General features: G+C 41.7%; 14 protein-coding genes. 12 read left to right on the plus strand and 2 right to left on the minus strand.

Going from position 1 to position 20,337, the window contains the following annotated elements; all coding sequences use genetic code 11:
- Positions 1–30 precede the first annotated feature (30 nt).
- Positions 31–756 carry a tetratricopeptide repeat protein gene (locus AABI99_RS09575; protein ID WP_024032214.1) on the minus strand — a complete coding sequence of 242 codons (726 nt, stop codon included), beginning with the start codon at positions 754–756 and terminating at the stop codon, positions 31–33.
- Between the two features lie 805 nt (positions 757–1,561).
- Between AABI99_RS09575 and AABI99_RS09580 the strand changes: the two genes are divergently transcribed.
- The 7 genes from AABI99_RS09580 to AABI99_RS09610 all read left to right on the plus strand — a co-directional run bounded on the left by AABI99_RS09580 (position 1,562) and on the right by AABI99_RS09610 (position 9,595).
- Positions 1,562–2,422 carry a DUF6279 family lipoprotein gene (locus AABI99_RS09580; RefSeq protein WP_338365503.1) on the plus strand — a complete coding sequence of 287 codons (861 nt, stop codon included), beginning with the start codon at positions 1,562–1,564 and terminating at the stop codon, positions 2,420–2,422.
- A gap of 318 nt (positions 2,423–2,740) precedes the next feature.
- Positions 2,741–3,760, plus strand: a complete 1,020-nt coding sequence (locus tag AABI99_RS09585; RefSeq protein ID WP_338365504.1) for an XdhC family protein — start codon at positions 2,741–2,743, stop codon at positions 3,758–3,760.
- Position 3,761: 1 nt separating this feature from the next.
- On the plus strand, positions 3,762–4,367 hold the full coding sequence (locus tag AABI99_RS09590) for a nucleotidyltransferase family protein (RefSeq protein ID WP_338365505.1): 606 nt from the start codon (positions 3,762–3,764) through the stop codon (positions 4,365–4,367).
- 190 nt (positions 4,368–4,557) lie between these two features.
- The gene (locus AABI99_RS09595) at positions 4,558–5,046 is read left to right on the plus strand and encodes a (2Fe-2S)-binding protein (RefSeq protein WP_338365506.1); all 489 of its coding nucleotides are present in this window, start codon (positions 4,558–4,560) and stop codon (positions 5,044–5,046) included.
- Positions 5,047–5,058: 12 nt separating this feature from the next.
- Complete coding sequence (locus AABI99_RS09600) at positions 5,059–7,350, plus strand: molybdopterin cofactor-binding domain-containing protein (protein ID WP_338365507.1); 2,292 nt, start codon at positions 5,059–5,061, stop codon at positions 7,348–7,350.
- A gap of 84 nt (positions 7,351–7,434) precedes the next feature.
- Entirely contained in the window at positions 7,435–8,406 is a 972-nt protein-coding gene (moaA, locus tag AABI99_RS09605; RefSeq protein WP_338365508.1) for a GTP 3',8-cyclase MoaA, read from the plus strand.
- Positions 8,407–8,545: 139 nt separating this feature from the next.
- Positions 8,546–9,595: a GGDEF domain-containing protein gene (locus AABI99_RS09610; protein ID WP_338365509.1), complete on the plus strand. Its 1,050-nt coding sequence runs from the start codon at positions 8,546–8,548 to the stop codon at positions 9,593–9,595.
- 50 nt (positions 9,596–9,645) lie between these two features.
- On the opposite strand, the gene AABI99_RS09615 is transcribed toward AABI99_RS09610, so the two are convergent.
- Positions 9,646–10,584 carry a LysR family transcriptional regulator gene (locus AABI99_RS09615; protein ID WP_338365510.1) on the minus strand — a complete coding sequence of 313 codons (939 nt, stop codon included), beginning with the start codon at positions 10,582–10,584 and terminating at the stop codon, positions 9,646–9,648.
- Between the two features lie 119 nt (positions 10,585–10,703).
- On the opposite strand from AABI99_RS09615, the gene AABI99_RS09620 reads away from it, so the two are divergent.
- The 5 genes from AABI99_RS09620 to AABI99_RS09640 all read left to right on the plus strand — a co-directional run bounded on the left by AABI99_RS09620 (position 10,704) and on the right by AABI99_RS09640 (position 19,996).
- On the plus strand, positions 10,704–11,870 hold the full coding sequence (locus AABI99_RS09620) for an efflux RND transporter periplasmic adaptor subunit (protein WP_338365511.1): 1,167 nt from the start codon (positions 10,704–10,706) through the stop codon (positions 11,868–11,870).
- A 9-nt stretch (positions 11,871–11,879) separates the two neighbouring features.
- On the plus strand, positions 11,880–15,032 hold the full coding sequence (locus tag AABI99_RS09625; RefSeq protein ID WP_338365512.1) for a multidrug efflux RND transporter permease subunit: 3,153 nt from the start codon (positions 11,880–11,882) through the stop codon (positions 15,030–15,032).
- Positions 15,025–16,434, plus strand: coding sequence for a TolC family protein (locus AABI99_RS09630; RefSeq protein WP_338365513.1), 1,410 nt, complete (start codon positions 15,025–15,027; stop codon positions 16,432–16,434). The genes AABI99_RS09625 and AABI99_RS09630 overlap by 8 nt, the downstream gene beginning before the upstream one ends.
- 14 nt (positions 16,435–16,448) lie before the next feature.
- Positions 16,449–17,477 carry a zinc-binding dehydrogenase gene (locus AABI99_RS09635; protein WP_338365514.1) on the plus strand — a complete coding sequence of 343 codons (1,029 nt, stop codon included), beginning with the start codon at positions 16,449–16,451 and terminating at the stop codon, positions 17,475–17,477.
- A gap of 263 nt (positions 17,478–17,740) precedes the next feature.
- The gene (locus AABI99_RS09640) at positions 17,741–19,996 is read left to right on the plus strand and encodes an acyl-CoA dehydrogenase (RefSeq protein ID WP_338365515.1); all 2,256 of its coding nucleotides are present in this window, start codon (positions 17,741–17,743) and stop codon (positions 19,994–19,996) included.
- The last annotated feature ends 341 nt before the right edge of the window (positions 19,997–20,337 follow it).

The raw sequence follows: 20,337 nt of genomic DNA on the forward strand, positions 1-20,337 counted from the left end.
TAACGTATTTGGTTTTTAACCAAGCGTATTTTAAAATAAGCGACCTTCACCGGCATACGTGCCTGCGAGTATTTTTTCGTAGATTTTGTCGGCTTTTTCTTTTGCTTCTTCAATTTCTTTAGGTAGCATTTTACGTTCGTCGAGCTTACGACTATGGCTTGCCTGCATATTACCGTTGTATTCTGCAATGGTGTTCCACACATACGACTTTTCTAAATCTTTTGGCATGCCTAGGCCTTCAAAATACATGAGCGCCAAATTAAATTGCGCCAGTGAGTAGTTATTAGCGGCAGCTTTTTCGTACCATGTTCTAGCTTGTTTATAGTCGCGCGTTACACCCTCGCCATTTGCGTACATAACACCTAAATTGAATTGTGCAGCGGGAAGGTTTTTTTTCGCGGCTTTTTCAAATAACGTCACCGCCATTTGCTTATCAAGTTTTACGCCTTTGCCTTCATCGTATAAAACCGCTAGCGCAAACATTGAGTCAGCGTGATTTTTTTTAACGCCTTCTTTATAAAGCTCTGCCGCTTTAAAGTAGTCGCGTGTAACCCCATAGCCGCCCTCGTAAAGTTTACCTAATTCGTAAATACCAGGGGCAAAGCCTTTATCAGCTAAATATTCAAATTCTTTTAGTGCAGTTGCAAATTCGCCTTCGTTGGCCGCTCTTATACCGTCTTCAAGAGTTGCATGTGCAAATGGGCTTGAAAGCAAAACGCCAGTGAGTATTAATGCTTTTAAATTAAACTGTGACATAGCCATGTCTCCAATAGGTAATAGTTGCAATGTGTATGTATAATACCAATTTGTATTAATATTTGATCATTTCAGGGGCTAAACGTGTCGCTATCTGCGTTAAAAAACTCTCATTTACGACTGCATGGATGCAGAAGGTAGAGCAATGCAGGAGCAATTGCCGAGAACAACTAAATAGCGAATTTTTTGCCTTGCTATCAACACGTTTATTCATCCTCAAAATAGATCACTTAATTATGCAGATTGGTATAAAACCTGTTTTATTGCAACACTTTGTACTTACTAGTAAATAGCCACGTATAAAATGATGCAAATGCTTGGGTTACAGTGAATTACTAACGCTTTGATGATTATATGCACGTTAAATACTAAGCCAAGCTGTTGTGATAATTATAGCTTAAATAAGCAATTACATTACTAATAATGTGCTGTTTATAAGCGTAAGATACAGATATTGCAGAAAATTTAAAGCAGTAAAAAAGCGCAAGCCATTGGCCTGCGCTTTTAGTGTCATATTAACCGTCACTAATATGAGCAATGTAGCAAGTAGAGATGAACTTTTATGCTATTACTTGGGTCGAGTAAGTAATAGCCATTAAGCAGTCACACGCTTAAAACAAAATGCCAGCATCCATGCTGTATATCGTCCTTGGGCACTGAGGTCGTTACACTTTGTTTATGCGAGTAATTATTATTTAGATTTAACTCGGTGTCAATAGTAAATAATAATTATTATCAATTAAGATTAATTAACCCTCTGCGTATTTATGTGAGAGTTTAAGAGTAAGCGTTAGTTGAGGATCCCATGTTTAAAATAAAAAATATAAAAGTATCACGCGTAGCCATCGCGTTTAGTTTACTGTTTTTGTGTAGTTGTTCGGCTTCGTTTACTTATAATAACTTAACCTGGCTCTCTTCTTTTTGGGTGGATGATTACATTGACTTAAATAAGTCGCAAAACAAGCAACTCAAAAGTATTATTAACACAACCCAGCAGTGGCATCGCAGCACGCAATTACCAGCGTATAAGCAAGATATCCTAAATTTAAAAATGTTATTTAATAAGCAGTTGGACTATCAGCAATTAAAATCGCAAGTAGTAATAGCCAGAGCTCACTTTCAAAACATTCTCGAACATGCACATATGCCTCTGGCACAATTAGGGCTTACGCTTTCTGATGCGCAGCGCGAAGAACTAATTGCAAATATTCAAACGCAAATTAACGAAGAATACGAAGAGTTTAATGAATTAACAGCGCAGGAGCGCAAGAGCGAGCGCCTAGAAAGGCAGCTCGATTATTACACACAATGGCTAGGAAAATTAACGCCAGTGCAAACGCAGCTTATAACACAAGCTAACGATGCGCATTATGACTCTTCGATACTTTGGCATCAGTACAAGCAAGCGCGTTTAAATGCAGCGCAGCAAGTACTGTTAAATAAAGCGCTCAGTGAAAACGACTTTATTAAACAGCTAAGCGATGTAATTACACAGCGAGAAGCGTATATGAGCGACGAACTATTAGCCAATAATGATGCTAACTTAGCGCTTTATGTAAATTTGCTAATTGAGCTAAATACCACGTTAAGTGAGCAACAACGAGAAAGTGTCAATGATGAGTTTGATGAGCTGATTGATACACTCAGCGACTTAATTGAGGATTAATGTTTATTTACGCCACGCTAAATTTGCTAAATCGACTTATTTAGCCAAGGTCAAATTAGCTAATGAAGTATCCGTATTGTTTGCAAATTAAGCATGCATGCTGTTTTATTCACTTTACGCTTATTAAGCTAAGTATATAAATGCTAAACTAATATTTATCACTAATAATGACCTACCTGATCGGTTTTAAAATATACTACGTACTTTTTTTACTTATTTGTTGCTTGGCTACCCCTGCTAAATCAATAAATGTAGAAAAGTGGCTCCATTGTGATGATTAGAATGCGCACATAGAAAGGTTTGTAATGGCTACAGTTTATGGTTACTGATTTAAAAGGCATGCTAAATACATGGTATCCGTTTCGTGATGAACAACAATGGGTACTCGCAACCTTGTACAAAATTGAAGGGTCGAGCTATCGAAAACTGGGCGCAATGATGCTTATCTCGAGCCTTGGCCAGCGCCTAGGCATGCTTTCAGGTGGCTGTTTAGAGGCTGATATTCAACGCCACGCTAAACAGGTTATGACCTCTTTACACTCTAAAACAATTACCTACGATGCAACCGATGAAGACGATTTAACATTTCAGCTGGGTATTGGCTGTGGTGGTGTGGTGCACATTGTTTTGCAAAGCGTAAACCGTGAAAATGACTACCTACAATTAGAAAGCATGTTTAATGCACTAAAAAATAAGCAGTCGGGGCACTACACGCAGCAAATCAAACCTTTAGTGAAAAAGGGCTCAGGTGTTTTTAAAACAGTGGCTGAGCAACACAACTTATCTTTAAACCGTAAAGCAATGCTTTTAGAGCACAACAATACTCAAAGTTTACAGGTAAATATCTACCCCAGCGCACATTTATTAATTGTCGGTGGTGGTGCTGATGCAATACCGGTATATGCGCTTGCAAAGCAACTAGGCTGGATGGTGAGCGTATGGGATAGCCGTGCTGCAAATGCTAAAAGAGAGTATTTTAAGCATGCCGAGCATATATTGCGTTGCCCAGCTTCGCAGCTTAAACAATTTTGTGAACAGCATAAAGTTGATGCAGCCGTTTTGATGGCCCACAGTGTAGAGCTGGACTCACAGGCATTAGCCGCTCTTGAGCAAAGCCGGCTAAAGTACGTAGGGTTACTTGGGCCTGCACATCGTCGAGCGCAAGTGTTTGAGCATGCAAATACAAATGTAAATAAAGTAGTTGCCCCTGTGTTTGGCCCTGTGGGGCTTAATTTGGGCGGCGACTCGCCAGAGAGCATAGCGTTGTCGCTTATTAGCGAAATTCATGCGGTATTCGCAAATAAAGATGCCACATCGTTAAGTAATTGGGGCAATTAAGGTGCAAATAGCAAAGGTTATTTTGGCCGCAGGGCAATCGTCGCGCTTTAACGGCTGTAAGCTTATAGCCGATGTAGGTAATAAACCAATGATTTGCCGCGCAGTAGATACCTTACAAGGGGATGATACATTTCCCATATATGTTGTTAGCGGCGCTTGGCATGCGCAAATTGAAGATGTGTTAGATAGCTATAAAAATGTAGAAATACTGCATAACCCAGACTGGCGAGTAGGTTTAGGAAAATCCATCGCACTGGCAACGCAGGTTATAAGTAATGCGCACGCATTGGATGGTATTTTATTTATGCTGGCAGATCAGGTTGCGCTTCGTACTACAGATATAAATACACTCATTGATCATTTTAAAAATAAACCTTCACGCTGGTGCGCTGATTATGGTAAGCGTATTGGCGTACCTGCTATATTTCCAGCCAGTGATTTTAAAACACTTACAGCGCTCAATTGTGATAAAGGTGCTCAGCATTTACTGCGTAACACAAAAGCAGAAGTTAATACCATACTTTTTAGGGATGCGGGCATAGATATCGATACTCAACAACAACTAAAGCATTTTATTAATAACAATAGTTTAGCCGCATTCAAATAAACTAAAAAATATAGCCTAAACTTTAGGTTAACATGCTTCAAACGAAACTAAATTTTTAGGGTCATTGTTACGCATTTAAACCTGCGCTGCAATGTAAAACGATATAGTTTCAACATACGGTGGTATAAAAGTAACGTTTATGGGTCATGCGTTACTTAAATTTTATTTAGGCTTAATCAAGGGGCAAGCTATGGTGACGTTTACAGTTAATGGTAAAGAGGTTAAATCGCAAGCAAGTGCAGACACGCCTTTGCTGTGGGTTATTCGTGACGAAATTGGGCTAAAAGGCACCAAATTTGGTTGTGGTATTGCTATGTGCGGCGCATGTACTGTGCATTTAGATGGGCAAGCCACACGCTCATGTGTATTACCCGTGGGCGCAGTGGCAGGAAAACACATTACCACCATCGAAGGGCTTAACAACGAACATCCGCTGCAAAAAGCATGGGTTGATGAGCAAGTACCTCAATGTGGGTACTGCCAATCTGGGCAAATTATGCAAGCGGCTACACTATTGGCCGATAACCCAAACCCAACCGAACAAGAAATAGTCAATCATATGAACGGCAACTACTGCCGCTGTATGGCGTATAAGCGCATTAAATCAGCTATTCAACGAGCCGCTGATGAATCACAAAGTGCAGTACAAATGTTTAATCCTAAAGAGCTAGACGTGTAACTGGAGATAAAAATGAAAAAACTATTTCAAAAAAATACCGAAACCGTCGACTTAAACCGTCGCTCTTTTATGATCAGTAGCGCAAGTGCTGGCTTGGTAATGGCTTTTGCTCCAGCTTTATTTTCAGGTGAATTGAGCGCGAAAGAGTCAATTGCACAGCAATCGTTTTCACCCACAATTTGGTGGACGATGAACCCACAAGGTGAAGTAGTCGTTAGTATTGCTAAAGCTGAAATGGGCCAACACGTAGGCACCGCTTTGGCGCGCATTGTGGCAGATGAGCTTGAGTGCGACTGGGATAAGGTATCAATTACCTACGTTGATACGCACGAAAAGTGGGGCTACATGGTGACAGGTGGCTCATGGTCTGTGTTTCAAAGCTTTAAGCCGCTTTCACAAGCTGGCGCAGCAGGGCGTTTGGCACTTATTGATGCAGGTGCAAATATGCTTGGGGTTCAGCCTGAGCAGTGTCACGCTAAAAAAGGTTATATTGTTGCAGGCGATAAATCGCTAAGCTATGCCGACATTGTTAAAAATGGTGAATTTAACCGTACTTTTAGCAGCGAAGAAGTTGCAAAATTACCCTTAAAGCCTGCCAATAAACGCCACTTAACGGGTTTAAAACAAGACTTTAAAGCGCTTGATATTCCGGCTAAAACAAACGGTACTGCCGTATATGGTATAGATGTAGAGCTAGAAGGCATGGTGTATGCGCGCCCAGTAATTCCACCTACTCGGTATGGCAGTGAAGTCACGCAGGTAGATGATAGCGCCGCAAAAGCAATTAAAGGCTACAAAGGGTTCGAGATATTAAACGATCCAAGTAATACCGTACAAGGGTGGGTGGTGGTTTTAGCTGACAACTACCCTAGTGCGATTAAAGCGGTAGATGCGCTAAAAGTAACTTATAAAAAAGGGCAAACAGCTAATGTTACAGAGGCCGATATTCAGTCCTTGGGCGAAAAATTATGTAACGATAGCAACGCTGGCACCTTATTTGTTAATGAAGGCGACACCGCTAAAATGCAGGCTGAGGCGAAGCAGTCGCTAGAGTCATTGTACACGACGGCAACAGCAAGCCATTATCAATTAGAGCCGCTCAACGCGGTGGCAGAGTTTAAACAAGGCAAGTGGATTATCCATACCGGTAATCAGTGGCAATCTTTAACGTTACCTGCATTGGCTAAAGCCTTAGAGATAGATCAAAGTAACGTTATTATTCGCCCTTATTATTTAGGTGGTGGATTTGGGCGTCGCCTGTTTGGCGATTGGACCGTACCTGCAGCGTTAACAGCGAAAGCGATTGGTAAACCCGTAAAACTGGTATTTACGCGCGCAGACGATAGCTTGTTTGATCAGTCACGTTCAGCCTCCACAGCTAAATTAACAGCTTCGTTTAATGAAAATGGTGAACTGAGTGCCATGGAGCATGCGTTTGCAGCTGGCTGGCCAACAAAAGCAATGGCGCCTGGGTTTTTATCTCCTGGGGTTGATGGCAAAGGAAAGTTTGATTCATTTTCGGCTTCTGGTGCTGATCACTGGTACAGTATGAAGAACCACCGTGCTCGCGCAATTAATAATGAATTAGCGCAAAGCACATTTACCCCAGGCTGGCTTCGCTCGGTAGGCCCGGGCTGGATTGTATGGAGCTTGGAGTCATTCATTGATGAAATTGCTCATAAACAAGGACTTGATCCGGTGGAGTTTCGTTTATCATTGCTCGATGGCAAAGGCAAACAAGCAGGTAAAGCTCCTGAAAGCGTAGGTGGGGCATTGCGCTTAAACGCGGTACTTAAAAAGGTGTCAGCGAAGGTTGCAAATGTTAAGCTGGGTGAAAATGAAGGCATTGGCTTTTCAGTTAGCTCGGGGCAAGAGCGGCACATGCCGGCATGGATTGCTACAGCGGCGCATGTTCATGTAAACAAAGACGATGGCAAAATTACCCTCAAAAAGTTATATGCTGTGGTTGATGCGGGGTTAATTGTTCACCCCGATGGTGCGTTGGCTCAGCTTGAAGGCTCGCTATTGTGGGGCACTAGCCTTGCTTTACACGAATCAAATAATTATCAAAACGGGCAAGTGGCGGCCACTAACTTTAACACTTACTTGCCGCTTAGAATGCAAGATGTGCCCGATATGGATATAGAGTTTGTGCAAAGTGATGAGTTTCCTATGGGCTTAGGTGAGCCCGGTGTGATTGGTGTTGCGCCAGCTATTGGCAACGCAGTATTTAATGCGGTCGGCGTGCGGTTACGTAATTTACCCATGAAACCGAGTGAGCTTAAAGCAGGGCTTTCGGCCTAGTTAAGTGCTAACAAAGCGCGTAAGGCACAGGCTTTACGCGCTTTGAACTGAGCGATGAATTAATAAAATGTTAAAGGCTTTTTTATGCTAGTCGACCCAGCTGGGCGAAAATTTAGTTATTTACGTTTATCTATTACCGATGTATGTAATTTTAAGTGTGTGTATTGTTTACCTGATGGCTATCAATGTGACCACGACCGAGACTTTCTCTCACTTAATGAAATTAGCAATACTATAAGCGCCTTTGCTCATCATGGCATATCTAAAGTACGTATCACTGGCGGCGAGCCAACCCTCAGAAAAGACTTTATAGATGTAATTCGTGCAGCAAAGGACACCCAAGGCATTAGTAAAATAGCTGCCACGACGAATGGCTTCTCAATGCATAAGCACATAAATAATTGGGTAGGAGCGGGCTTAAACGCTATCAATGTGAGTATCGACAGCCTGGATCCGTGTATGTTTAATACGATTACCGGTCACGATAAATTTTCGAGCGTAATGCAAGGCATAGAAAGCGCCCTTGAAAGCGGTATAGAATCGGTAAAAATAAACAGCGTCCTTATGAAACAGTACAATGGCCGCGAGCTGGATACCTTTTTAGATTATTTAAAGCACAGACCCGTGACGATGCGCTTTATTGAACTAATGCAAACTAACGATAACAAATCGTTTTTTGATGCAAACCATGTATCAGGTCATGCTATAAAAGAGCAATTACTTCGCGCTGGTTGGCAGCCTATTTTACGCGATGTAACGGCAGGGCCTGCACAAGAATTTTTTCATCCCGATTATCAAGGCAAGATAGGGTTAATCATGCCTTACAGCAATGATTTTTGTAACACCTGCAATAGGTTACGAATTTCGTCACTAGGGAAATTACATCTATGTTTGTTTTCTGAGCAGGGTATATCACTTAGAGAATACATGAGTGATAACACCAATCAGGCATTAATTGATCAGTTAGCGCGTTATATAAAAACAAAAAAACCTACTCATTTATTACACCAAGGTAATACTGGGATCACTACAAACTTATCTATGTTGGGCGGTTAAATACTGTAGCAAAGTAGTTAGCCACTTAATTTAGTGTTTTCGCTACTGCTTTTTGTAAATTAATGTATTTATAAACTAGCTACTTGTTAAATTTGATTTTAGCGTTACACTGAATTTTTTATTATTTTAAGTTCTTTGAATGGATATAGCAGCGCTTAGTAGTACTAAATTATTAAGAAAGAACGTCCTCAAATGGATGTGCTTGTGCTTTGGTTTTGTCTCACTGTTTTTTGCTGCATTTAATATTTTTTTAAATAACTTTGCTCTTTTAGGGTGTTTGGAAATAGCGCTCAGTGTATTTTGTGCTTACACCTACTATCGTTTAAACACCCATGCGTTAGAGGTATGGCAATCCGTTGCTATGTGCGTATTTGTCACCTTTGTTATTGTATTAGGCAGTTATTTAGCTAAGCCAATCAATGGCGTGTATGTGTGGTCGTTTGCGTTACCTGTGCTGTATTACTTACTGTTAGGTAAGCGCTATGGCATTATATTATCGGCGTTGTTATTCATACTTCAAGGTGCCATATTATTAACCAAATCATCGCAACCTCCTCTAACTACCCTCAATTTCAGTTTAAACTTGGCATTTGTTTATATTAGTATTTGGGCTATTTCGCATGTTTTTGAAGGTAGCCGAGCTTTATCATCAAAGCGCTTAAAAAATCTTGCTTTGTTAGACCCGCTTACCGGGGCGGGAAACCGTTTATCAATGAATCACTACTTTGAAGTAGAGCTTAAAGATAAGTCGCAACTGTATTTGTTTTTACTCGATCTTGACTTTTTTAAACAGGTTAACGACACCTATGGCCACGCAGTGGGTGATAAAGTACTGATTGAGGTTGCCACATTACTGCGCGTTGTATTGGCAAAAGGGTATGTATTTAGAGTGGGCGGGGAGGAGTTTGCTTTACTGCACTCTTTTGCTTCACAAAGTGATGCATTGGCAATGGCCGAAACCATCAGAGCAAAACTAAACGAATCTGCCTTTGACATTGATGGGCTAAAAATAAATGTTTCTGCAAGTATAGGCGTTGTTAAGTATCGTCAAGGTGATACTCTTGAAAAGTGTATAACTAAGGCTGACGAACAACTTTATAAAGCAAAAGAATATGGCCGAAATAAGGTGTATTTTCAGTCAGATATTCATGCAATCGAAAAACCACCCGTAGTAAAAGCATTTGGATAAACTTAGTTTCACAAAATAGTCATGCTAGGTAATATTATTGTGCAGCTCCCCTAGTACATTTGTTCAAAGTTAGGAATATTGTTTTCCCATATAGGTTTATCTTTACCAATGTATTCTTTTACAGCATCAAAAAATAAACGTGTTCTTACTGGTAAATCTCTGTGTGGGTACACGGCATACATATGACTAAACTCTTTTAATTTAACGTCAGTTAAAATAGGCACCAATTGACCTTGCGTTATTTCCTTGTCGATAATAAATGCTGGCGCGACAAAGTAAGTAGTCCCTGATATAGCTTTCATTAATAGCACTTCGGCATCGTTTGCTCTGTACACACTGTTAATTTTTAGCTCGCATGCTTCACCCTTACTGTCGTAATAATCTATAGTTTCAACCCGCATTGAATTGCTTGCATAACTAGCTGCAGGTAACTGCGCCAGTTCTTCTATAGTTTTTGGCATACCGTATGTTTGTATAAATTCAGGGGCCGCTACAATAAGTAGCCTATTGCGGGCAATTTTGCGGGCAATTAATGACGAGTCTTTAGGTTCACCAATTCTAAATGCTAAATCAAAGCCCTCAGAGACAATATCAACAAGTCTATCGTCTAAGCGCAGCTCTACTTCTACTTGCGGGAAACGTTTTTGAAAGTCATTAAGCACAGGCTGCAAATAACGCCTACCAATAAGCGTTGACGATGTAATTTTTAGTACCCCACGTGGCTCTAAATGATAGTTTTCGGCCATGCGTACGGTTTCACCAAGTAGCTCCCTTAACTCACTTGCTTTTTTGATCATTTCGGCGCCGGCGGCCGTTAACGAAAACGAACGGGTGGTACGGTTTAACAACCTAACGCCTAGCTCGTCTTCTAATCGACTGATTTGCTTTGATATAACAGAGCGGTCTATGTTTCTTATTTCTGCAGCTTTGGCAAAAGAGCCTTGCTCAACTACCTCTAGAAGCATTAAAAGTCGGCTTGTTGTATCCATTATGAACACTCATTAAAGTTTATTGGTGCCATTTTGGCATTAATGAATTTATAAATCTATGGTTTTTGTCAGCAAGTTAAGTCCGTAGTATGCACGCTAATCAATAAAGGAGCGTCCACATGAACAAACATTTAATTGCTGCTGCACTTGCTGCGGCATCATTATCACTTGCGGGCTGTGCTGATGAAAGCGCTGCTCAAGCTCAGCAACAACAATTGCAGCCTATCGATGTTGCCCCTGTACTGGTAAAGCCAGTACAAAGTTGGCACACCTACACTACGCGCTTAGAGTCGCCTGAAGAAGTTGCATTAATGCCACGTGTGTCAGGTATTATCGATAGCATTGAGTTTAAAGAAGGTGATGTGGTTAAGCAGGGTGATGTGCTTTTTCAACTCGATAAACGTCCTTTTGCTGCCGTAGTTGCAAGCTTAGAAGCACAAATAGAAAGTGCAAAAGCAGCCCTTGAACAAGCGGTTAGTGAAGATAAACGTGCCGTGCGCTTATTAGAGCGTAAAGCTATTTCGACAGAGCAAGCACAAGCACGTACTTCAACACTTCGCCAGCGTGAAGCACAACTTGCAGCATTGCAAGCACAGCTGACTTCAGCAAAGCTCGATTTAGAGTTCACCTCTGTGGTTTCGCCAATTGATGGCATTATCTCGCGTGCAAACATCACCAAAGGTAATAACGTATTGGCAGGACAAAGCGTATTAACATCAATTGTATCTAACAAAGCAATGTATGCGTATTTTGACGTTGACGAGCGTACGTGGAATAGCTCGTTTAATGATGTAACAGCGCAAAGCCGCCAAACAGTAGTAATGCAAAAAGTAGGGCAAAAAGAGTTTGCTTATCAGGGTTATATTAACTTTATTGATAACCAAATTAACTCAGCTACCGGTACTTTACGTGTGCGTGCTGTATTTAACGAAGATAGCGACCAACTTCGTGCAGGCTCTTTTGCCCGTATTAAATTAGCAGCAAACGAAGTAAACGAAAAAGTCATTATACCTGAGCGTGCAATTGGCACCGATTTAAAAAATCGCTTTGTGTTAACCGTTGGCGAAAACAACGTGCTTGAATACAAACTAATTGAAGTGGGTGAGCGTTATGGTTCGTTACGTGCTGTTACATCTGGCCTAAATGAAGGTGATGTAATTGCGGTAAATGGCCCTGCCCGTGTAGGTCCAGGTATGCCTATTTCACCTAATACTGTCACCATTGATACAAGCGGTGTTGCTTTTACACTCGCCGGTGACGAATCGCAGTTAATGGCTAAGCAATAAGGTTTATTAATGAAATTTTCACACTTTTTTATTCAGCGACCAATATTTGCAGCCATGCTGTCGTTGGTTATTTTAATCGCTGGTGGCATATCACTGTTTCAACTTCCTGTAAGTGAATACCCAGAAGTTGTGCCACCTACAGTTGTAGTTACAGCCAATTACCCTGGTGCTAACCCAACCGTTATAGCGCAAACTGTGGCAACGCCACTTGAGCAAGAAATTAACGGTACTGAAAACATGCTTTATATGTTTTCACAAGGGACAAGTGATGGTCGTATGACTCTAACGGTAACCTTTGCACTCGGTACCGATTTAGACCGTGCCCAAGTACAAGTACAAAACCGTGTAAACAGCGCATTGCCGCGTTTACCCGAAGAAGTGCAGCGTTTAGGTGTTGTAGCCGAAAAATCATCACCGGATCTAACCATGGTGGTGCATTTATATTCGCCAGAAAAAACCCACGATACAGCGTATTTATCTAACTATGCCGATATTAATATTAAAGACGAGATTGCCCGTTTACCTGGTGTAGGCGACATTCAACTATTTGGTGGTGGCAAATATTCAATGCGCGTGTGGTTAAACCCAGATGCATTAGCAGCGCGTGAGCTTACAGCAACCGATGTTGTAACTGCGCTGCGCTCTCAAAACCAACAAGTTGCAGCGGGTAGTCTAGGCGCTCAGCCTATCTCTAACGACAGTCAATTCCAAATTTTATTAAACGTAAAAGGGCGTTTAAATAGCGTCGAAGAATTTGAAAACGTTATTATAAAAGTAGGTGAGCAGGGGCAATTAACACGCTTGTCTGACGTAGCACGTGTAGATTTAGGCCTAGATACGTACGCACTTCGCGCTGAAATGGATAACCAGCCTGCACTTGCTATGCCTATTTTTCAACGCCCAGGTTCAAATGCGATTGAGCTTTCTGATCAAGTACGCGAAACCATGGCGCGTTTGTCAGAAGATTTCCCAGCGGGTGTTGAGTACGACATTGTATATGACCCTACGGTATTTGTTCGTGGTTCAATTGATGCTGTAATCGCTACATTGCTAGAAGCAATAGTATTAGTTGTTATTGTAGTTATTGTATTTTTACAAACATGGCGCGCATCTATCATTCCTTTAATTGCGGTACCTGTATCGTTGATTGGTACGTTTGCGGTGATGCAGTGGTTAGGTGTGTCTATTAATACCCTATCGTTGTTTGGCTTGGTACTGGCAATCGGTATCGTTGTAGATGATGCCATCGTTGTAGTTGAAAACGTAGAGCGAAATATTGAGCAAGGGTTATCGCCACTAGAAGCGACACGTGTTGCTATGAGCGAAGTAACAGGCCCTATTATTGCGATTGCTTTAGTGTTGTGTGCGGTATTTATCCCAACTGCATTTATTACCGGTTTATCGGGTCAATTTTATAAGCAATTTGCCCTAACAATTACTATTTCGACTGTTATCTCTGCATTTAATTCACTAACACTGTCGCCAGCGTTATCGGCATTATTACTTAAATCGCACGATGCAAAACCAGATGCATTCACACGTTTACTCGATAAACTGTTTGGTGCGTGGTTATTCAAACCATTTAACCGCGTGTTTGACCGTGGTGCTAAAGGCTATGAAAAACTAGTACAAAAGCTTATTCGTATGAGTGTGATTGTTATGGTGGCGTATGTTGCGCTGGTGGGCGGCACAATTAAATTATTTGATACCGTACCGGGTGGCTTTATTCCACAGCAAGATAAGCAGTACTTAGTAGCCATTGCTCAGCTTCCTGATGCAGCAAGTTTAGATCGTACCGCAGATGTCATTTCGCAAATGCAAAAAATTGCGTTAGAAGTCCCTGGTGTTGCTCATACTGTTGCGTTTCCTGGTTTATCCGTTAATGGGTTCACTAATAGTCCGAACAGCGGCATTGTATTTACACCACTTGAAAGCTTTGATAAACGTACCGACCCTAGCCAATCGGCAATGGCCATCGCTGCACAGCTAAACCAACGCTTTGCTGCGATTGATGAAGCGTTTGTTGCGGTATTCCCACCGCCGCCAATTCAAGGTTTAGGTACAACCGGTGGCTTTAAGCTGCAAATTGAAGACAGAGCAAATAAAGGCTTCGATGCGCTATTTAACAGCTTACAAAATATTATTGGCAAAGCGCAGCAAGATCCAGCACTAATGGGCTTGTACTCGAGCTTCCGTATTCAAGTACCACAAATGGACATAGACATTGACCGCGAGCAAGCGCTTATACAGGGTATTCCATTGGATGAAGTGTTTAATGCACTGCAAATATACCTAGGGTCTGTATACGTTAACGACTTTAATATGTTTGGCCGTACTTACCAAGTTAATGCCCAGGCTGATGCAGATTTCCGCCTTGATCCTGAGCAAATTCTTAACTTAAAAGTACGCAATAGCGCAGGGAACATGGTGCCGCTTGGCTCTGTACTAACTGTAACGCCGACCATAGGCCCAGATCGTGTAATGCACTACAACGGTTACCCAAGTGCAGAACTAAACGGCAGCCCTGCACCAGGTTACAGCTCAGATCAAGCTCAAACAGCAATTGAAACAATATTGGCAGACAATCTACCAACAGGTATTGAATACGAATGGACCGAAGTAACGTACCAGCAAGTACTTGCCGGTAATACCATGGTTTATGTATTCCCGTTAGTGGTGTTATTGGTATTTATGGTACTTGCAGCACAATACGAAAGTTTACGTTTACCACTGGCAATAATATTAATTGTTCCGATGACTATTTTCTCTGCACTGTTAGGTGTGTGGTTTGTAGGCTCAGACAACAATATATTTACGCAAATAGCCTTAATTGTCTTGGTAGCGCTTGCCTCTAAAAACGCCATATTAATGGTGGAGTTTGCGCGGGATCAACACAGCGGTGGGTTATCGCACTTTGAAGCAATTTTAGCGTCATGCCGTATGCGTTTACGCCCTATTTTAATGACTTCAATTGCCTTTACAGCAGGCGTTGTACCATTAGTACTGGCAACAGGTGCCGGCGCTGAAATGCGCCATGCTATGGGTAATGCCGTGTTTGCAGGCATGATTGGGGTAACCGTGTTTGGTTTACTATTTACCCCAGTGTTTTACATGTTAGTTGTTAAAAAGCAGCAAAAAGAGCAGGAGTTATCACATGACTAAGTTAATGACTAAACGCGTAAAAACGCGCTTAACGCTAAGTGCTGTGCTTGTGGCTGCTGTTTTATCTGGTTGTGCAAGCAAAATAGATACACACAGTGAGCAACAAGCAATTAATGACTTTGTTTCTCAGGCTAATATTGCAAACAATGTGGCTACAGCTGATGAAACTAACTGGTGGCAAAAGCTAGAGTCAGAGCAGCTAAATGCCCTAGTAAATAGCGCACTTGCAAATAACTACGACTTACAAACGAGTCAGTTAACACTTAAAAGTGCGCTTGCAAGATTAGGCGAGCAAAAAGCGCAATACTTACCCCAAGGTGGCGTTGAGGTTGGCGCAGCTAAAAGTGATGCCCCCAGTGTTTATGATCGTCAATCAAGTGCAAATGTTGCACTTGATTGGCAACTCGATTTGTTTGGCCGTATTACAGCCTTGGTTGATGCAGCAAATGCATCGGCCATGAGCCAAGCAGAGCAAGTACGTTTATTGCAAATTGAAGTTGTATCATCTGTTGTTAAAGGCTTTGTAAGCTACCAAGGAAATGTTGAAAAACAGCAGATCATTGCAATGCAAATAGAAGCACTTGAGCAAAGCATTGATGTATTGCAAGCACGTGTAGACGAAGGTGTTGCTAACGAGCTTGATTTAAACCGTACTATGGCGCAGCTAAGACAACAAGAAGCCCTAATGCCAGCAATAGAATATGCAAAATACAGTGATTTATCAGCGCTAGCTGTCCTTACAGGTAAATTAGCAAAAGATATAACTATTACCGATGAGCAAAGCATACTTGAACACGACTTTAGCGTAGCGCTTAAAAATGCCAATGAAGCCATTGCACTGCGCCCAGATATAAGCCGTGCACTTTATGATTTTAGCCAAGCTAATAGCTTAAGCGTAGCGGCAAGCAAAGCGCTACTGCCAGATATTAGCCTATCGGCATTTGCCGGAGTGGTGAGCATAGACAGCACAGGGTTAAAAAATACTGATCAACAATGGCAAGTAGCGCCGCAGTTACAGTGGTCACTATTAAGTTACCCGGCACTGCTTGCTCAGCGCGACGCACAGCAGTTTTTAAGTGAAGCGTCGTATAGTGACTATCAGCAAATAGTATTAAGTGCGGTGTCTGAAAGTGAACTTTCATTGCAAATGTTGGTCAACCAACAGCAACAAAAAACGTTTGCAGATGAACGTTTTGGTTTTGCTAATAAAGCATTTTTACAAGCACAAGCAATGTATGAAGAAGGGCAAATACCCTACTTAGAGTTGTTAGATGCGCGTCAGGATGTTTTAATAGCCCAAGAAAATGCTGTTGATACAACGATCGCCTCATTGCTTGCAAAAGTTAACGCTTATCAAGCGTTTAATGGCCAGTGGAGCTATGCACTTAACAGCACAAAATAAGTAGAGTTAATTGAATGAGCAATACTGAACTGTCAGATAAATACAATATTCCGCAAACTATGCGGGCAATTGTACTTCCACAGCCCGATGAGCAAATTTGCTTACGCGATGTTGAAGTGGATGTGCCCGAGTGCACCAACAACGAATTGTTGGTAAAAGTGGAGTACGTAGGTCTCAACCCTGTGGATGCGCATTTTGCTAAATCAGGTTTTTGTAAATGGCAATATCCGCACATACTCGGTCTTGATGCGGTAGGTGTAGTGGTTAAGGCTAATAAAGGCGTGTTCCCTAACGTGGGTGAGCGAGTCATGTGGCATGCCAATATTGGCGAGCAAGGGGTATTGAGTGAGTACACTACAGTCCCAAACTTTGCCGTATCGGTTGTACCCGATGAGCTTAGCCCCGCGCAGGCGGCTACATTACCTTGCGCGGGTATGGCAGCACTTATTAGCCTAGATAAAATCGCGATTGCCGATGGTGATACGGTCTTAATTGAAGGCGGCTCTGGTGCGGTAGGGCAGTTTGCCATTCAATATGCTAAACAACGTGGTGCAGATGTATTTGTAACTGCATCAAAACGAAATCATAAGCTGGTTAAGCAACTTGGTGCTGATGTGGTTTTTGATTACAACGATAAAAAGTTGTGTGAAAAAATTCGCCGAGAGCTTGGCCCACAAGGTTTTGACGCTGTTATTGATACTATTGGTGGTGAAACGACGTTACGTAATATTGAACTAATGCGCTTTTGCGGACGCATCGCGTGTTTGAACCCGCTCCCCCATTTTGATCAAAACTTAATGTATCATCGCGCTCCTAATATTAGTGTTGTATCTATTGGCGGAGCGTGGCTTGCAAACAGTTTATGTGCACAGCAACGTTTAAGTTTTATGGGTAATTTGTTACTCGAAGGCGCGCTTTCGGGCGAGATTAAAACACCGGCAATAACGGCCGTAGATTTTACTGCTGACTCGGTTAGCGCTGCTTTAAACAATCAAATAGCGGGTGGTTTCACTGGCAAGCACATTGTGCAAATAAGCAGTTAACTCTCCCCACTTTAATTTAAAAACGCAGCCAAATTGGCTGCGTTTTTTTTACTTAAAAATAAGTTTTTAGGTATTTAGCTGCAAAATACAGCAAAATAAAAGCATTTCAGCGCACAAGTGTAAGCCTTTTAGATTCAACAGTTTACGTCACCGTAAAGAAAATAAATTGAAAAAACTGTTAATTAATTGAATAGAGTAATTGATCTAAACTCATTTTTATGACGTAATGTAGGTATTATTTATCTGGTCGGATGAGTTCAATCATGAGTTTACGTACAAAATTAAAAAAAGTATTACCAAGTATTTCAATCACTGAACAAGAAGCGCTGGACGCGGGCGATGTGTGGCTAGAAGGGTCTATCTATCAAGGTAAGCCAGATTTTAGCGCGCTGCGCGATGTTCCTGCCGCCACATTAAGTGCGGATGAGCAAGCATTCTTAGATGGCCCAGTACAAGAGTTACTTGGCATGATTGACGATTCTGTTATTCAAAACGGTATTCACTTACCAGATGACATATTGGAATTTTTGAAAAAAGAGCGTTTTTTCTCGCTTATTATTCCTAAATCGTTTGGTGGTTTAGAGTTTAGCCCTTATGCAAACTCAACTATTGTGGCAACTATCGCTACTAAAAGCTCGGCAGTAGCAGTAACCGTTATGGTTCCTAACTCATTAGGTCCAGGCGAGCTACTACTTCACTTTGGTACACAAGAGCAACAAGCACATTACTTACCGCGCCTAGCAAACGGCAGAGACATTCCCTGTTTTGCACTAACAAGCCCAGAGGCAGGTTCTGATGCGGGTGGTATTCCAGATATTGGTACTGTTACCAAAGGCATGTATAACGGCGAAGAAGTGCTTGGCCTTGAGATCACATGGGACAAGCGCTACATCACGCTGGCACCTATTGCTACAGTGCTCGGCTTAGCGTTTAAAGTAGTTGACCCAGATGGCCTACTTGGCGGAAAAGAGAACCTAGGTATTACTTGTGCCCTTATTCCTAAAGATCACCCAGGTGTAGAGCTTGGTAACCGTCATGACCCTATGGGTATTCGTTTTTACAACGGTACTACACGCGGTAACAAAGTATTTGTACCAATGGACTTTATTATTGGCGGCCAGAAAAACATCGGTCGCGGTTGGCAGATGCTAGTTAGCTGTTTAGGTGCAGGGCGCGGTATTTCATTACCTGCACTGGGTGTGAGTACATCACAAGTAGCACTTAAGTCAGCATCTGAATACGCAGCAGTGCGTGAGCAGTTTGGTTTAGCCATCGGTCAATTTGAAGGTATTCAAGAAAAGCTAGCAGATATCGCAGGTAAAACGTATCTTCAAGAAGCAATGCGCGTGCTAACGACAGAAGGCTTAGGCATGGGCTTAAAACCATCGGTTGTTACAGCAATCGCTAAATACCACATGACAGAGCTTGGCCGCGACGTGCTTGACTCTGCAATGGATATTCAAGCAGGTAAAGCAATTCAAAATGGTCCGCAAAATACCCTTGCCAGCGGTTATGTAGCACAACCTATAGCAATAACGGTAGAAGGTGCGAACATTCTTACTCGTAACCTGATGATTTTCGGTCAAGGTGTTATGCGTTGTCACCCATACTTACAATCTATGGTTGAATCAATCCATAGCGAAGATAAAGGCGCTGATGCACAGTTTAACGGTATTTTACGTAAAACAATTGGTTACAGCACAGCCAATAGCTTACGTGCGTTCCGTTTAGGTGTTTTACCATTTACTGCAAGTGCAAACTCAGCATTACCAGAAGTACGTGAATACGAAAAAGCCGTACATAAACTATCTGCAAAGTTAGCAGTGTATGCCGACTTCTCGTTATTAGTACTTGGTGGTAAATTAAAGCAAGCAGAAATGCTATCAGCACGTTTAGGCGATGTAATGAGCTTTTTATACGCGGCAATGGCATCAATTAAGTATTACGAGCAAAAAGTAGCAAGCAGTGAGCGCGAGCAAGCAGCACCGTACTTCCACTACGCAACTCGTTTTGCGCTGCAAAGCGCTGAAGAAGCATTGCATAAGTTTTTAGATAACTTCCCTGCAAGTGGCACTCGTAAGTTTATTCGTTTTGTAACAATGAACTACTCAACTAAAATGCCTAAAATTAGCGACGACTTAATTCGTGAGTTAGCTAAGCAAGCTCAGCTTGATACCGCATTTAAAGCGCAAATTACGCATTTAGTTAAACCTATAGAAGGTGACGGGCATCATATTAACGAGCAAGCTTATAAAGCTAAAATGGCATCACTTGGTGAGTTGGCTAAAGTTAAAAAAGCACTGCGTGCTAAAACAATTAAGCCAGGTACACGTTTTGCTATTACGCTAGATAATGCATTAGCGGCAAATGTGATTACTACGGATGAACATGCGCAATTAGTTGATTACAACAAAAAGCGTGAGAAAGCGATTCGTGTAGATGAGTTCGACTTTGATATGAACTTACTAGATGACAACGCGCAGCCAGTCAACCCACTTAAAAGTGTAGTGAATCAATAAAATTCAATGATGCAAAGCGCCCGCTGTATCGGCGCTTTTATTCTTGATTAAAAAATTAGTGTGGAGCCTCGTTTGTTTAAAATCAAGCGGGGCTTTTTTATCTGTTTTTTAGAGAGAGGGAGTAATGATGGCTCATTTTATGGTTGTTTTGCTTGTTCAATTAGAGTAGCCGTTTAGTTTATTTTCCATACTTTAAAAAAGCTCAGCGCATTTAAGGCTTTTGTTTAAGTGTTAGGTGTAACATTTTGCTGGTTGACTAAGGGATTAAAAAAGTTCGACCTCATTGTCTCTTATTGTTGTTGGTGGCCTCATAGAGTTAAAACGAATAAACGAAGCTATCC

The sequence above is a fragment of the uncultured Pseudoalteromonas sp. genome (assembly GCF_963922945.1).
Taxonomy (GTDB): Bacteria; Pseudomonadota; Gammaproteobacteria; order Enterobacterales; family Alteromonadaceae; genus Pseudoalteromonas.

What these genes read in the sequence shown, in the direction of transcription:
- AABI99_RS09575 (WP_024032214.1), bottom strand. Translation starts at nt 756, where the DNA reads ATGTCACAGTTTAATTTAAAAGCATTAATACTCACTGGCGTTTTGCTT.
- AABI99_RS09580 (WP_338365503.1), top strand. Translation starts at nt 1,562, where the DNA reads ATGTTTAAAATAAAAAATATAAAAGTATCACGCGTAGCCATCGCGTTT.
- AABI99_RS09585 (WP_338365504.1), top strand. Translation starts at nt 2,741, where the DNA reads ATGGTTACTGATTTAAAAGGCATGCTAAATACATGGTATCCGTTTCGT.
- AABI99_RS09595 (WP_338365506.1), top strand. Translation starts at nt 4,558, where the DNA reads ATGGTGACGTTTACAGTTAATGGTAAAGAGGTTAAATCGCAAGCAAGT.
- AABI99_RS09600 (WP_338365507.1), top strand. Translation starts at nt 5,059, where the DNA reads ATGAAAAAACTATTTCAAAAAAATACCGAAACCGTCGACTTAAACCGT.
- moaA (WP_338365508.1), top strand. Translation starts at nt 7,435, where the DNA reads ATGCTAGTCGACCCAGCTGGGCGAAAATTTAGTTATTTACGTTTATCT.
- AABI99_RS09610 (WP_338365509.1), top strand. Translation starts at nt 8,546, where the DNA reads ATGGATATAGCAGCGCTTAGTAGTACTAAATTATTAAGAAAGAACGTC.
- AABI99_RS09615 (WP_338365510.1), bottom strand. Translation starts at nt 10,584, where the DNA reads ATGGATACAACAAGCCGACTTTTAATGCTTCTAGAGGTAGTTGAGCAA.
- AABI99_RS09620 (WP_338365511.1), top strand. Translation starts at nt 10,704, where the DNA reads ATGAACAAACATTTAATTGCTGCTGCACTTGCTGCGGCATCATTATCA.
- AABI99_RS09625 (WP_338365512.1), top strand. Translation starts at nt 11,880, where the DNA reads ATGAAATTTTCACACTTTTTTATTCAGCGACCAATATTTGCAGCCATG.
- AABI99_RS09630 (WP_338365513.1), top strand. Translation starts at nt 15,025, where the DNA reads ATGACTAAGTTAATGACTAAACGCGTAAAAACGCGCTTAACGCTAAGT.
- AABI99_RS09635 (WP_338365514.1), top strand. Translation starts at nt 16,449, where the DNA reads ATGAGCAATACTGAACTGTCAGATAAATACAATATTCCGCAAACTATG.
- AABI99_RS09640 (WP_338365515.1), top strand. Translation starts at nt 17,741, where the DNA reads ATGAGTTTACGTACAAAATTAAAAAAAGTATTACCAAGTATTTCAATC.